This window comes from Streptomyces sp. NH27 (assembly GCF_056859195.1).
The window spans coordinates 1-12,371 of record NZ_JACEGK010000217.1; the positions used below are offsets into that span (position 1 = coordinate 1).

Genomic DNA, 12,371 nt, shown 5'->3' on the forward strand with positions numbered 1-12,371 from the left:
GGGTGTGGAGGGTGTAGGCGATGATGCGGGGCCCGTATTGGTGGTCGTGCCAGTGGATGTAGCGGCCGCCGGTCCAGTGGAGGTGCCCGTTGTCGGTGGGCTGGGTGAGGGCCCACCATTCGGTGGCGAGCGCGTCGGGGATGGGGCAGGGGGTGTTCATGCCGCGACCTGCTCGTCCGTGGTTGGGGTCTTCTTGCCCTCGGCGGTCTTTGCTGCGCGGATCTTGCCGAGTCGGGTGTGGACGTCCTTGACGGGCAGTCCGACCTGTTTGGCGATGGCGTAGTCGGAGTAGCCGAAGCCGGCGAGGTGCTGGATCTCGTCGGTGCGAAGGTCGTCCCGTCGGCGCTTGCTGCCGTCGTAGCCCTCGCCCTCGGTGTCGGGCTCGGCTGCCGGGTCGTCGATGTTGTCCCAGGCGAGGGGGCCGTGCCAGCCCAGCTTCGTTGCGCGGTCCCGGGACGCGAGGCTGGGGCCGGGCTTCCACCGCCACTCTTCGTAGACGGCGGCCATTGCCTCGGCGGTCGTGACGAGGACGAGTCCGCCTTCGCGGTTGATGATGCGACTGAGGGCGTCGGGGTGGATGCGGGCGGCTGCGGCGATGATGCCTACCTCGTAGCCGATGCGGACCAGGGCGCGGCCTTTCCGCATCGTGGGGATGGCGTTGGTGTAGGCGCGTCCCCTGGGGTGCTGCACGGGTGGTGTTGCGGGGAGGGCGCGCAGGCGCCTGGCGCTGGTTGGGCTGATGCGGGGGACGTCGTTGGCGAGGTTGAAGATGACCGTTTCGCTGCATCCGGCCAGTTCGGCGATGGCGGAGTAGGCCCAGCCAGCGTTGAGGTAGGTGTCGACGAGGGTGCGGTAGGGGGCTGCGTCGACTCGGCGGGGGCCGTTGGTGTAGCGCTCGACTCGGTACTGCTTGCAGAAGCGTTTGTTGGCGTCGGAGCATCCTGCTTCGCGGCAGCCGCGGAGGTAGCAGGCGCGGGACGCGGGGTGGACGGCGGTGGTCATGGTTCCTCCCGTCAGGGCTTGCGGGTGTGGTGGGCGGTGGTGATGAGTGCGGCGCCGAGGAGGGTGAGGCCGGCGGCGAGCAGCGCGAGGCGGCGTTCGGTGGTCATGCGGCCCTCACCTCGCGGATGGTCAGGTGGGCTGTGCGGGCGAGCTGGAGGCAGTTGGCGACGCCGTGGCTGTCGTGGGGCTTGGGCTTGCGGCAGCGCGGGCTGTTGCAGGGGCAGATGAACGCGAGGACCAGTTCGGGTTCGGCGTCGACCATCTGCTGGTTGCGGCGGTGTCCGGCGGTGGGGCAGTAGGTGCGGTCGTGTGCCTGCTTGCGGTGTCCGGGCGGGCAGTTGGGGGCGCAGTGTTCCCACTGGGCGGGCATGGGCTGGTGGCCTACGCCGTCGTTGTGGTGTTGGCGGGCCCAGGCGGCGGCGATGGTGTCGGCTCCGTTGGCTTGGCCTTCGATGACCTCGATGCCGGGCCAGCCGTCTTGGCGGGCGTCGTGCCAGGCGTCGGTGAGTGCCGTGTGGATGGCGGTGACGTCATCCCAGGTGCGGGAGCCGGTAGCGAGCACGCCAGCGAGGTAGCCGTTCATGCGGCCATCCCTCGCTCCTGGTTGTGTCGGGCGGCGGTGCGCTGGCCGTGGTCGGTGAGGACGTAGAGCCCTATGTCCTTGCTGTGTGTGGGCCCGGAGGTGGACTTGACCTTGCCGATTTCGCGGATGGGCGCGGGCTTGCGGTTGACCATGGACAGGAAGACCAGGCCGGCGGTGCCGTGCGCCATGTTGGGGAGCAGGTCGCGGAAGGTGTTCATGGAGAACGGATGGCCGTCGCGTCCGAAGATTTCGATGGCCTGCTCGATGAGGGCCTTGTCCCAGGTGTTGACGGACTGGATGAAGGCGGCGAGCTCGGGGTGGATGTCGAGGATGCTCACGGATACCTCCGGCTGGTGCGGTGTGGTGTGATGGCGGGGTGGCCGCGCCCGCTATCCCCGGGCGCGGCCGTTCTGCGTTCCGGGGCTACTGCGGGGCCTGGGCGGCCTTGAGGGCCTTGCCGCGTTCCTTGATGAAGTCGCCGAGGTTCGTGGGCTTGCCGTTCTCCGGGTGCATCAGTGGCGTAGCGAGCGCACTGGCTGCCTCGACCTCGCGGTACAGGTCGAGCAGGGTTTCCGGCGTGGCCTCCGGCGAGCTGGCAGCGTCAATCCACCGACCCGCGTCGATTTCCTCGGCGCCGGCGCGGAGCCAGTCCAGGTAGGGCTTGGCGATATCGCGTCCGCCGTGCGGCTGGTTGAGCTGAAGCCCCCTGAACGCCGGGCAGCGCGACTTGATGAACCGGAGCCTGTTCGCCTCGTCCATCTCTGCGGCCACGCCGAACTCGAACTCGATGCCCCTGCGCTGTTCGGCGCGCATGCCCTGGTTGGTGGGCTTCTTGTCCACGAGGACCCAGTCGACGTAGGACCGCATGGTGGCGACGACGTGCCCCGGGTAGGACATGAGGGCCTCGATCATCTCGTTCTGGATCTTGCCGCCGTCTTTCCAGCCGGCGAACTTGTTCCCTCCGTAGCGGGCCTGAGCTGCCATTTCGACCTGGTCGAGGGTTCCGTCGGTGCCCTTCCAGAAGTGGCTGAGGGAATCGACCATCACGACGGGGTAGCCGGCGGCGGCAGCGGCGGCCAGCGCCTTTTGCAGGTCGCGGGGGTCGTAGCGGTGCATCGGCAGGGTGTCGAATGCTGCGTCGAGGTCGTTGACGTACAGGGCGGCGGCGCCGCGTTCGGTGTCGATGACTGCGAAGCGCTGCCCTTCGGCGAGCCCGCTGGCGATGGAGAGGCCGGTCCAGGTCTTGCCGGAGCCGGACACGCCCTGGATGGAGATGCGGGCCTTGGCGCCGTCCTTGGTGGCCGGCCGGAAGACGAATGCGCCGTCGTCGAACTCGTCCTCGGGCGAGGCCTGTCGGCCGCGGGGGCCGGACATTTGGGCGTTGGCCCGCTGGATGGGGTTGGTCACGGAAGGGCTCCTAGTTGTAGAGGCGTTCGATGTACGGGGGCAGCGAGATCAGCTCGGTGATCTCGGAGTGGCCCGGCCAGTGCCCGGTTTCCACGCAGTGCGCGTATACGTGGAGGGCGGTCTGGTTGAGGAGGTGGCCGATGCGCTTGGCTTCGGTGTTGAGGCGGACCACGGTGACGACGTAGGGCGGGTCCTTCTCCTGGAACACGAAGCTGAACTCGGTGTCCTTTGGGGCGAGTCCGAGTGCCGCGAGGCCGTCGGTGTACCAGTCGTCTTGCTGCTGGTAGCCCCAGGTGGCGATGTCCTTGGAGATGCTGTCGAGGTCGCCTTTGGTGCAGGTCTTGTAGTCGACGACGCGGCCGTCGTGGCGGAACCAGTCGAGCCGGGCGCGCCGGGTGATGCCGGTGCCGGGGTCGGTCCAGTAGAGGGACTGCTCGGGTTCTCCGGAGGCGGGGTCGAGGAGCGGCCCGGCTTCGGGGTGGTCGCGCAGTACCTCGGCCATGGCCTGCACTTGGTCGAGGACGTGCTTCTTGAGCGGTATGGCGCCGGCGTCGCGGATGGCGGCTACCTCGGCTTTGACGGCGTTGGTGTCCCAGCGGGCGGCATCGACGACGACCAACTCGGGTCCGTCGCCGAGGACCAGCTTGTGGGCGGCGTGGCCGATGTCGAAGGTCGTCTTGGGCGGCTGCGGGTTGTCCTGCTCGTACCGGAATTTGGCGGGGCAGGAGGGTGCGAGGAGCTTGCGGGCTCCGCTGCTGGAGAGGCTGCCGCCGGGGACGATGTCGCGGTGGTAGGCGTCGATGGGGAGGTCCGGGTAGAGGCCGTCGCCGTCCCACAGCGGGTCGTCCGCCCGCTCGGGCGCCTCGACGGTCGCGGTCACGCGGCACCTGCCTGGGCGTCGGCGCAGTCTTCGCAGACGGGCCGGTCGCCGGGCACGAACGGGCCGGCGGTGCTTCCGCAGTGGATGCAGGCGATCACTGGGCACCGCCGGCGGGGTCGATCTCGGGGTGCGTGAAGGTGACGGGCTTGCCCAGCTCGCGGGCGTAGGTGATCTCGGCGCGGGTGCTGTCACCGATGTAGTTGCCGACGACGAGCACCCGGTCGGCGAGGCGGATCTTCGCCCGGTGCAGGTCGTCGAGGCGGACCTTGCCGGCCTCGGCCTCGACGGGGTCGGCCCACAGGGGGTGCGGGGTTTTCATGTCGACGCCGGGCTTGAGGACGATGTGGCCGGCCCAGGTGAGGGCGCTGTCGGCCTCGGTCATGGCGTCCATGAAGCGGGTCGAGCCGCAGATGACGACGATCGCGGGGATGCCGAGGCGTTCCTTGGCGTCGGCGAGTTTCTCGACGGGGGTGAGGAGTTGCGGGTAGGACACGGGGTCTCCAAGTTCAGGTGTGGGTATGCGGGTGGTGTCCGGCGGCTGGCCGGTGGTGGTCACGGTCAGCCGCCGGCGTGCGGGGCTGGGTTACAGCGGGGGTTGGCAGGCGCAGATGGGTGCGGGGAAGTCGGCGAGCTGGCAGCCGTCTCGGTGCTGGGCGGGCTGGTCGTCGAGGGTTCGGGCCCAGCCGCCGGCGTAGTAGTCGGGGCCGTCGAGCGTGAGGACCACGTCGTCGGGCAGGGCCGGGTTGAAGAGCAGGCCGGTGATCGTCAACTCCGGGCCGCCTTCCCGATGAACCACACGACGCCGAACAGCAGGAGCCCGACGAGGCCGAGTGCGCCGACAGCCACGAGGGCGATCTGCAGGGTGCTCATGCGGCGTCTCCCGTCTTGGCGAAGGGCGCTTCCCACAGCGGCACGACGCGGATGCTGCGGCGCTGGGCGAGCTCAGCGGTGACCTCGGCGACGGACATGGGCTGTGTCGCGGTGACGAGGGACTGGGCGCGGGCGGCGATGGCGATCTGTCGATCCCGGTCGGCGATCTCCTTGCGCATGGCTTCGATCTCGGCGTTCCGCTGGACTTCCAGCCGCTCGTGGGCGTCGTGGAGTTCGGCGAGTTCGGTGGCCTGCTGGATGCCGCGGAGGACGTGCCCGTCGACTTTGGCGGCCTCCCGGCGCAGCTTGGCGTTCGCGGCCTTCAGTTCGGCGACCTGCTTCTCCAGGACAGCGATGCGGTCCCCGGCGCGGTGCTTGCGGGTGGTGGTCACGCCGCATCACCGGCCGTCCGATGCGTGCAGGTGCCGTAGAAGCAGGCTGCGGCTTGGTCGCGCCACTGCTGCTTCGTCAGCAACTCGATGCGGTAGCCCTGCCGGGTCTGCCGGTCGCGGTCCCGCTGATGGGGCGTGAAGTCGCGGTGGGCGTCGTCGGCGTTGGTGGCGCTGTCGCCGTACTCGGAGCCGACCGCGCATCCGGTGCCGTCGAACAGCACCCAGTGGCACGAACTGAGCGGCTCTGTTCTTCCGTCGATGACGGCCATCAGGTCAGGCATTGGTCCCCCTGGCGGTGCGGCTGGGTACGTAGTGGGTGCGTCCGGGCTGGTCGCGCCGGTCGAGGACGCCCATGGCGTGCAGGCGCTTCAGGTCGGCCTTGTGGGTGGTGTGCTTCGGGGCGTCGATCTGTGCGGTGGCGTAGGCGCGGGCGACGCGGGCTGGCGTCCACTCCCCGCCCTGCCGGGACACCAACGCGCGCAGCAGGTGCAGGCGGACCGGGAGCACGGCGGTGGCGGTCATCGCGCACCACCCGTGCGGGACCGGCGGGGCGGGTACCAGATCCGGGTCACGACGCCACCCCCTCGGCGCGGGCGACGATCCCGGCGATCTGCTGTAGCACCGCGCCGTCCGTGCGGCCCTCACCCCGCGAGGCGAGCAGGGTGCGGACTGCGGACATGGAATCCGTCAGGCGGTCGACCTCGGCCGCCAGAGTTGAGGACTGCTTGCGGAGGCGCGTGATCTCCTCGCAGGCGATCGCGTAGAGGCGCTTCTCGTCGACCAGGGCGTGGGCGGCGTTCACCGCCAGCCCCGCGAGCTGGCTCTCGGTCAGGGCGCTCATGCCGCCACCTGCTTCCGGGTGGTGAGCGACGTCAGGCCGTAACGGTTCATCCGGTCGTAGCGGGCGATGCCCCACACGATTGCGTGGCAGGCCCGGAGGAAGGACGGCGACCAGTCGTGGAAGTCCCACTCGCTGATGTCGTCGAAGGTCCAGCCCTGGTAGTTGAAGTTCTCCAGTTCCTTGCGGGCGCCGTCCTCCCAGGTGATGTCGCCCCACTCGAAGATGTCGCGAGTGACCTCGGCGCCGATCCCGCGCGGCGCGTCGCCCTCACGGATCGCCTCGACGACGTGAGCCTTGACCTGCCGCTCGAACGAGTCCTGGTCGTAGACCTCGACCCGGCGGCGGTCGCCGTACAGCTTCTCCGACCAGTAGCCCGGGTTGACCTCGTGGCCTCGGAAGAACTGGAACATGTCGCGGAGTCGGGTGAAGACGTAGCCCTCGCTGACGTCTCCGCTGATCGCGAGGTGGTCCGGCCAGGTCACCAGGTCGAAGCTGCCGAGGCTGCCGTGCCGCGGGTTGACGAAGCGGAGGTGCCGGTACAGCCCGTCGTCGTGAAGGAGGATCAGCTTGTGTCCGGCGACGCTGCGGGGGAAGCGGTCGGCCGCGTCCTTCTCTGCCTTGGTGCGGTAGTCGGCCATCAGGCGGCCCTCCCCATGCTCTGCTGGTCGTGCTGGCGGATGGCGACGCGGACGGCGGTCAGGCCGAGGGCTTCGAGGTCGGCGCGGTGGACGTTGTGGGTGTCGGTGCCGTCGTCGTCCCGCTCGGCCAACCGGGCGGCGTCGTGCAGGAGGTCGGCGGCCTTCGCGTCCATGGCGGCGAGCGGCTCGCCCCAAGCGGCCTCGCTCCGGGCCTGCTTGTGGGCCTGCTCCAGGACCGGCCAGTCCGCCGGGTCCGACAGGTGCTCCGCGACGTGCAGCGGCGCAAACATCGGGTCCGTAGACGGCAAGGCGTCCAGCCAGAAACGGGCGCTCATCTGGCACCACCCGTCCGGGCAGAGTGCTGCGGGTCGTAGCCCGGGTCTCCAAAACAATCAACACACTCGTCCTCGACGTGTCGGCGCAGCTCGTGGCCGCAGGTGAGGCACGGGGCATCCACGACAGGCTCGCCAGATCCGCCCGGCGCCCAGTTGGGGTAGTCGGCGTCGGTCGAGCACCACTCGGGGTGCGCGAGGAGGTCGAGACCCTGGCCGTAGGCGATGCGGTCCGACTCGGAGTTCGTCACGGCCAACTCTGCGCGCAGGACGGGCGACAGGGTCTGCGCCATCACCACGGACAGCGGCACGTCCAGGTCCTCGATGCCGCGCGGGGCCGTCGGGGCAGTCATCGGGCACCGCCTTCGAGCAGTGCGCCGATCGCGGCAACCGCGTCGTCGATGGCCTGGTCGTAGGATTCGTCCTCGCTCGTACCCGAGTTGTCGGTCAGGTGCTCGGCTCGCACGGCCTCGATGGCCTCGGTGAGCGCCGCAGCGCGAATGGCGCTCGGGTCTTTCTCAGATGCGATCATTGGTGGTGGTCCACCTCTCTGTGTCTGCGGATGTATGGGTGGATCAGGGCCGTTCGCCGATGGCTGGGGAGTTGTCGGCGGCGGCCCGCAGCCGTCAGGCCGCGCGCTGCGCGGGGACGGTGGGGGCAGTGCGCTTCGCCGGCTTGCGGCGGCGCTGCGAGGGGATGCGCGTCGGGGCGGTACCGGAGCGGCGCAGGTCGTAGAGCGCCTTGCGGTCATCGCGGCTGAGCATGATCCGGATGCCGACGCGGCTGTGGGGGGCGTCGTTGTTGTTGATGTACCGGCGGATCGTGCGAACACTGCAGCGGAAAACCCAGGCCGTCTCCTGCACCGTGAGGTACTCGGCGTTGGGGTCTTCGGGCCGCTGGGGCTGCGTGTACTCGTTCATGTCACTTCCTTTCGGGCATGGCTGGTCCTCGTTGGGGGTCGAGGAGGTCTGTCTCGTTGGCGTTCAGGGCGGTCCGCAGCCGGCGGTAGGGGCCGGGGCGCATGTGCTTGCGGATTCCTGTTTCGAGCTTCCGGATGTAGCTATCCGAGACGCCGACGCTGCTGGCGAGCTCCTTGGTCTCGATCCCCGCCTGCATGCGTGCGTCCCGTATGGCCGCTCCGTTCACCTCGAAGGTGGCGAACCGTGCTTGCATGACGTAAAGCTAGACCCTAGTTAGACCGTCTGTCTAGACCGTTGCTAGCCCTTAGTTAGATCGGTTGTGGTCGGTAGTTAGACCAGCGACGCATGGGACCAGGGGTGATGTTCGGCCGAGTTAGGGCCAGTCCTAGCTAGTCCCGCACAGTCCTGTCATGATGAGCGGGTGCCCACACCTGACCTGCAGCGACTGGCGGAGCGCGTTGAGCAGCGACGCCTCGGGCTGAACCTGTCCATCAAGCGGGCAGCAGCCATGGCAGGCATGAGCAAAGACACCTGGATGCGCGTCGAGTCCGCCCAAGCCGTCCGACACGTCAGCTACGACAAGATCGAGTCAGCCCTCGACTGGGCCGTAGGCAGCTGCCGGAAGATCATGGAGGGCGGCGACGCCCTCAACATCGACCACTCCGACGAGGTCGGATACGCCCCCGTACCGCCCGGCGACCTGGAAGACGCCATCCGCCAGGCCGTACAAGGCGCGATGGTGGCCGGCACCGATCTCAGCGCGCCCAAGATCCGCGAGGTCAACGAGCGCGCTATCGAGGCGCTCCGCAACCGCGGCGTTCTCCCCGCCGCCGACTGACCCCAACCGGGCCGAAGTTCGCCGATCCGCCGTACAACCATCCGACAGTTACAGGTTTGTGACGCACCGAACCGTAACTGCGTTCACACATCGCCATCACAAACCAGCCAAGACGTGGCACGATCGGTCCACCACTTGGGGGCACTCCCACAAAACCCATCCGGGGAGGGCCATATGGGAAAATTGCTCACAGCGGACCTGGGCGGAGCCATCGGCTGGCGCGCGCGGGTCAACGGGAGCATGGTGTGTGTGGCGACACCGCGAGTGAACACTGATGCCGACGCAAGGCGGCACATGCGGGAGCTCGTCAGGCGTCAAGGAGGCGACTGCTCCAGTTGCGCCGGATGCATAATCGGGCGTCTGATCAACTGACAGCATGTCGTGTGCGAGGCGGCCGGCGGCAGGGGTGCTCTGCCGGCCCGCAACGCGCAGCCTTCACGACGGGAGCCACCAAGTGCCGTATGTAGAGCGGCGCGGCGACAGCATCCGCGTCAAATGGTGGGGCGGCGAGTACCGGCTCGACGCCGACGGCAACGCCACCAAGACCAAGAAGTACGAGTCCGCCAGCGGCCCCGAGCCCGGCGTGAAGTTCGCCGACGATCAGGAAGCCTACGACTTCGGCCTCGACCGCGAGTACGAGGTTCGGCACGGCAAGAACGTGCGACGCGCAGACGGCAAGACGCTCATGGCGGACTACTGCTGGCGCTGGCATGAAGCCCTGGACCTGCGGGAGACCTCAGAAGATCGCTACGCATCGCGGCTGCGTTCCAGGATCATCCCGTACTGGGGCCGGCGACCCGTCGGCGAGATCACGGCCTGGGAGTACGAGGCGTGGAAGAAGGGCCTTAAGTCGGCTCAGGCCAGCGGTGAGATCTCCGGGCACTACGTGGAGCAGTTGCTCAGCCTGTTCGGGATGCTGATGTCGGACGCGGTCGTCAAGTACAAACTGCGCACGGACTCGCCCGTCGTCGTGCAGCGCCGCCGTGGCAAGTACGAGAAGAAGCACCGAGAGAAGAAGCGCCCCATGGACATGGAGGTGCTCCACCAGCTCGCGACCAACGCCTACACGGTGTGGGGCTACGCCGGGTGGGTGTGCATTTGGACGCTGGCGTTCACCGGGATGCGACCGCCTGGCGAAATCTTCGGGCTGAGGCGCGACTACGCGTCGCCGCTGTGGCCGGCGTCCGAGCCTGACGACGAAGCGCGTGAGGAACTGGTCGACCGCTACGGGACAATGCCGGCGCTCCGTGTGCAGTGGCAGGTGCAGCACAGCAAGAGGCGGGGCGGCTTGGTACTGGTGGAACCGAAGTACCAGTCGATGCGGACGCTGGTCGTGCCTCCGTTCCTGCACGAGATGCACCGGGCCCTCCTGGACTCGCACGACTCCCCCTGGGTGTTCCCGACGCATTCCGGCGGGCAGATGGGCACGCAGTGGTCTGTTCACTACTGGCAGCCGATCCGGGACGGCTCCGACGAGTGGGACAAGCGGCGCGATCGGCTTCGTCCGGAGATCCCCGCAGTGAAGGCGATGGCAGGTAAGCGTCTCTATCTGTTGAGGCACGGTCACAAAGAGTGGCTGGAGGAAGATGGCCACTCGGTGACCGCCCAGGAGTCTCGGATGGGCCACGAGGTGGCCGGCGTGCAGGGTCTGTACGCGAACGTGACGCCGAAGATGGAGCGTGAGATCGTAGAAGCGCTCCAGGAGCGATGGGAGAAGTTCATGGGCGCAGGCTCGGGTCGATGGCAGCCTGATTTCCCATCCGTCTCCCAGTCGATCACTGCAGGATCTAGTTCTCGCAGGTGAGGCAGGACGGCTCCTCGTGGCCCTCGGCATGGTCGTGATGCTGCTCGTCATGTGAACCGCGCGTCTCGTCCGGCCCGGACCGCCCCATGGCCCGGGTGAGTTGTGCGTCACATCGGCGCGCTGCCGCATCACAGTGAGCAAGGCGACTCCTAGGGTGATCAGCATGACGGTCCCGTTCGTGCTGCTGGTTCTCGGCGCACTTGCGGCGGCGACGGCGCCGCGTCTGCTCGCACGTGCCGAATGGCCCGAGCGCGAGCCGGTACTCGCCCTGTGGGTGTGGCAGTGCGTGGTCGCCGCGGTGCTGCTGTGCTGCGTGTCGGCGATGGCGCTCACCGCCTCGGCCGCCTGGGCGGAAGTCCGCGGCCACATCTTCGCGTTCGCGCCGCACGGCGTCGAGGACGCCTACGGGCTGCCCCGGTACGGCCGGTGGGCCGGCACACTCGCGGTGCTGCTCGCGCTCGGCGGCGTGTGGACCGCGGCGATGCTCACCCGCGAGGTGCGCGGCGCCCGGGGCAGGCGGCGTACCCGCCGGGCCGAACTCCAGGTGCGTGCGCCCCGGCTGCCCGGCGAGTCCGTGCCGCCCCGTGAACGGCTGGTCGTGCTGGAGGACGCCCGTTCCGACGCGTGGTGGCTGTCCGGCGCCGAGCCGCGCCTGGTGATCACCACGGCCGCGCTCGGCCGGCTCAAGGGACGCCAACTCGACGCCGTCATCGCCCACGAGCAGGGTCACGCCCGGGCCCGGCACGACCTTCTGCTGCACTGCGCGGGCGCCCTCGCCGGCGGGTTCCCCCAGGTCCCGGTCTTCGCCGCCTTCCGCGACCAGGTCCACCACCTGATCGAACTCGCCGCCGACGACACCGCCTCGCGCCGTTTCGGCCGCCTCACCACCGCCCTCGCACTGGTCGAACTCAACGAGCCGCGCGGGGTCTTCGGCCCCTCCGCCGGGCCGCTCGCCGAACTCCCCGGCCGCGTCAACCGCCTGCTGGCACCCACCCCGCGTCTCCCCGTCGCCCAACGGCTGCGCCTGACCGTCCTGTCGCTGCTGGTCCCGGCCGTCCCGCTGATCATCACCTTCGGCCCCGGCCTGCACGCCCTGACCTGAGCCGCCGGCCCCGACCCGAGCCACCAGCCCCGACCTGAGCCGTCCATGCCGGGTACGACGACCTGCCCCGCCGGCACGGCAGGCCCGAAAACACACCATCCACCCGAACCGCCCCGGAACGCGTCTGGGATGCTGTGACCGAGCGACCACTACCGGGGAGGCACCATCAAGGCGGTCATGTTCGATTTCTCGGGCACCCTGTTCCGGATCGAGCCCTGCGAGCGATGGCTCAGGGGCGCGCTCGCGGCCGAGGGCATCGAGGCGGCGGACGACGAAGTCACGAAGTACGCACGGGAGTTGGAGCGGGTCGGTGCGCAGCCCGGCGGGCCCTCGCCCGAGGCGCTGCCGGCGGACCTGATCGAGGTGTGGGAGACGCGGGACCTGACGGCGGAGCGGCACCGGGCGGCGTACACGACGCTGTCCCGGTCGGCGGGGCTGCCGTGGGACGTGCACGACGCGCTGTACGAGCGGCACCGCACCCCCGCGGCGTGGCAGCCGTATCCGGACACCGCGCAGGTGCTGGCGGGGCTGCGCGAGCGCGGCGTGCCGGTCGCGGTGGTGAGCAACATCGGCTGGGACCTGCGGCCGATCTTCCGGGTGCACGGCGTGGCGGACAACGTCGACGCCTTCGTACTCAGCTACGAGCACGAGATGCAGAAGCCGGACCCGCGGCTGTTCCAGGCGGCGCTGGACGCGCTCGGCGTCACCGGCGACGCGGTGCGGGACACCGTGATGGTCGGGGACAGCGCGCCGGCCGACGGC

Annotated in this window: 21 protein-coding genes; 4 read left to right on the forward strand and 17 right to left on the reverse strand. The window is 69.2% G+C overall.

The window, feature by feature from the left end; all coding sequences use genetic code 11:
* Positions 1-156 precede the first annotated feature (156 nt).
* The 17 genes from AC13HU_RS18880 to AC13HU_RS18960 all read right to left on the reverse strand — a co-directional run bounded on the left by AC13HU_RS18880 (position 157) and on the right by AC13HU_RS18960 (position 8,118).
* Positions 157-1,002: a hypothetical protein gene (locus tag AC13HU_RS18880; protein WP_483043068.1), complete on the reverse strand. Its 846-nt coding sequence runs from the start codon at positions 1,000-1,002 to the stop codon at positions 157-159.
* Between the two features lie 103 nt (positions 1,003-1,105).
* Positions 1,106-1,585 (reverse strand): SLOG family protein, encoded by a 480-nt coding sequence (locus AC13HU_RS18885; protein WP_483043069.1) that lies wholly within the window; start codon positions 1,583-1,585, stop codon positions 1,106-1,108.
* Positions 1,582-1,923 carry a hypothetical protein gene (locus AC13HU_RS18890; protein WP_483043070.1) on the reverse strand — a complete coding sequence of 114 codons (342 nt, stop codon included), beginning with the start codon at positions 1,921-1,923 and terminating at the stop codon, positions 1,582-1,584. The genes AC13HU_RS18885 and AC13HU_RS18890 overlap by 4 nt, the downstream gene beginning before the upstream one ends.
* An 85-nt stretch (positions 1,924-2,008) precedes the next feature.
* Positions 2,009-2,992, reverse strand: coding sequence for an AAA family ATPase (locus AC13HU_RS18895; protein ID WP_483043071.1), 984 nt, complete (start codon positions 2,990-2,992; stop codon positions 2,009-2,011).
* Positions 2,993-3,002: 10 nt separating this feature from the next.
* Positions 3,003-3,872 (reverse strand): PD-(D/E)XK nuclease-like domain-containing protein, encoded by an 870-nt coding sequence (locus tag AC13HU_RS18900; RefSeq protein WP_483043072.1) that lies wholly within the window; start codon positions 3,870-3,872, stop codon positions 3,003-3,005.
* 94 nt (positions 3,873-3,966) lie between these two features.
* Entirely contained in the window at positions 3,967-4,365 is a 399-nt protein-coding gene (locus tag AC13HU_RS18905) for a hypothetical protein (RefSeq protein WP_483043088.1), read from the reverse strand.
* Between the two features lie 90 nt (positions 4,366-4,455).
* Positions 4,456-4,641 (reverse strand): hypothetical protein, encoded by a 186-nt coding sequence (locus AC13HU_RS18910; RefSeq protein WP_483043073.1) that lies wholly within the window; start codon positions 4,639-4,641, stop codon positions 4,456-4,458.
* A 97-nt stretch (positions 4,642-4,738) separates the two neighbouring features.
* On the reverse strand, positions 4,739-5,134 hold the full coding sequence (locus AC13HU_RS18915) for a hypothetical protein (RefSeq protein WP_483043074.1): 396 nt from the start codon (positions 5,132-5,134) through the stop codon (positions 4,739-4,741).
* Positions 5,131-5,415: a hypothetical protein gene (locus AC13HU_RS18920; protein ID WP_483043075.1), complete on the reverse strand. Its 285-nt coding sequence runs from the start codon at positions 5,413-5,415 to the stop codon at positions 5,131-5,133. The genes AC13HU_RS18915 and AC13HU_RS18920 overlap by 4 nt, the downstream gene beginning before the upstream one ends.
* Positions 5,408-5,656: a hypothetical protein gene (locus AC13HU_RS18925; RefSeq protein ID WP_483043076.1), complete on the reverse strand. Its 249-nt coding sequence runs from the start codon at positions 5,654-5,656 to the stop codon at positions 5,408-5,410. Before AC13HU_RS18925 ends, AC13HU_RS18920 begins: the two co-directional genes overlap by 8 nt.
* Positions 5,657-5,702: 46 nt before the next feature.
* Positions 5,703-5,975, reverse strand: a complete 273-nt coding sequence (locus AC13HU_RS18930; RefSeq protein WP_483043077.1) for a hypothetical protein — start codon at positions 5,973-5,975, stop codon at positions 5,703-5,705.
* On the reverse strand, positions 5,972-6,613 hold the full coding sequence (locus tag AC13HU_RS18935) for a hypothetical protein (RefSeq protein ID WP_483043078.1): 642 nt from the start codon (positions 6,611-6,613) through the stop codon (positions 5,972-5,974). The genes AC13HU_RS18930 and AC13HU_RS18935 overlap by 4 nt, the downstream gene beginning before the upstream one ends.
* Positions 6,613-6,948 (reverse strand): hypothetical protein, encoded by a 336-nt coding sequence (locus AC13HU_RS18940; protein WP_483043079.1) that lies wholly within the window; start codon positions 6,946-6,948, stop codon positions 6,613-6,615. The genes AC13HU_RS18935 and AC13HU_RS18940 overlap by 1 nt, the downstream gene beginning before the upstream one ends.
* Positions 6,945-7,298, reverse strand: a complete 354-nt coding sequence (locus AC13HU_RS18945; RefSeq protein ID WP_483043080.1) for a hypothetical protein — start codon at positions 7,296-7,298, stop codon at positions 6,945-6,947. Before AC13HU_RS18945 ends, AC13HU_RS18940 begins: the two co-directional genes overlap by 4 nt.
* Positions 7,295-7,477: a hypothetical protein gene (locus AC13HU_RS18950; protein WP_483043081.1), complete on the reverse strand. Its 183-nt coding sequence runs from the start codon at positions 7,475-7,477 to the stop codon at positions 7,295-7,297. Before AC13HU_RS18950 ends, AC13HU_RS18945 begins: the two co-directional genes overlap by 4 nt.
* A gap of 94 nt (positions 7,478-7,571) precedes the next feature.
* A complete protein-coding gene (locus tag AC13HU_RS18955) occupies positions 7,572-7,865 on the reverse strand; it encodes a helix-turn-helix domain-containing protein (protein WP_483043082.1) in 294 nt (97 codons plus the stop codon).
* Between the two features lies 1 nt (position 7,866).
* Complete coding sequence (locus AC13HU_RS18960) at positions 7,867-8,118, reverse strand: helix-turn-helix domain-containing protein (RefSeq protein ID WP_483043083.1); 252 nt, start codon at positions 8,116-8,118, stop codon at positions 7,867-7,869.
* Between the two features lie 168 nt (positions 8,119-8,286).
* On the opposite strand from AC13HU_RS18960, the gene AC13HU_RS18965 reads away from it, so the two are divergent.
* The 4 genes from AC13HU_RS18965 to AC13HU_RS18980 all read left to right on the forward strand — a co-directional run.
* Positions 8,287-8,703, forward strand: coding sequence for a helix-turn-helix domain-containing protein (locus tag AC13HU_RS18965; protein ID WP_483043084.1), 417 nt, complete (start codon positions 8,287-8,289; stop codon positions 8,701-8,703).
* A 454-nt stretch (positions 8,704-9,157) separates the two neighbouring features.
* Positions 9,158-10,507 (forward strand): integrase, encoded by a 1,350-nt coding sequence (locus tag AC13HU_RS18970; RefSeq protein ID WP_483043085.1) that lies wholly within the window; start codon positions 9,158-9,160, stop codon positions 10,505-10,507.
* A 163-nt stretch (positions 10,508-10,670) separates the two neighbouring features.
* A complete protein-coding gene (locus AC13HU_RS18975) occupies positions 10,671-11,609 on the forward strand; it encodes a M56 family metallopeptidase (protein WP_483043086.1) in 939 nt (312 codons plus the stop codon).
* A gap of 177 nt (positions 11,610-11,786) precedes the next feature.
* Positions 11,787-12,371 (forward strand): HAD family hydrolase (locus tag AC13HU_RS18980; RefSeq protein ID WP_483043087.1); only part of this gene is annotated, 585 nt, incomplete at its 3' end.